Raw genomic sequence first — 540 nt, 5'->3', positions numbered from 1 at the left:
CGACGGTGAGAAGCCCCGCGCCGGCGCGCCGTGCGCCCGCCGCGACGAGGCGCGCCGCGCCGGTCATGCCCGCGCCGGCGACGACGGCGACGTGCCCGCGCGCATATTTGTGGCTCGCTGCATCCGGGCGCGGGATGCGCCACAGCCACGGCCCGTTGCGCCAGGTGCGCGGCGCGATGCCGTGCAGCACCGAAGCCGGCAGCCCGATCTCCGCCAGAAGCGTCTCGCCGCACAGGCCGCGCCCCGGGAACAGCAGGTGTCCCGGCTTGCGGCGGAAGAAGGTGACCGTCAGCGCGGCCTGCGGCGCCACGCCGCGCACCGCTCCCGTCGCGCCGTCCACGCCCGAGGGCACGTCCACCGCCACCACCGGCGCACGCAGCGCTGCCAGCACATCGGCTGCGAGACCCTCCACCGGCTTCGACAGCCCTGCGCCATACAGCGCGTCGATCACGAGCCCCGCCCGCGCCGCCTCCTCAACGGCGAAGGCGACGACGGGGCCACGCCAGCGCGCTGCCGCCAGCGCCGCATCGCTGCCCGGCC

The 540-nt window shown here is 77.2% G+C and carries 1 protein-coding gene; it reads right to left on the bottom strand.

What is annotated here, in order from left to right; genetic code table 11:
* On the bottom strand, window positions 1-540 hold a 540-nt coding region (locus L2I40_RS24340; RefSeq protein WP_272911022.1), incomplete at both ends, for an NAD(P)H-hydrate epimerase.

It is taken from the genome of Falsiroseomonas oryziterrae (assembly GCF_021864505.1).
Lineage (GTDB): Bacteria > Pseudomonadota > Alphaproteobacteria > Acetobacterales > Acetobacteraceae > Falsiroseomonas > Falsiroseomonas oryziterrae.
Note: the sequence above shows the minus strand (reverse complement) of the source record. Positions and strands in the feature narration are given on the sequence as shown.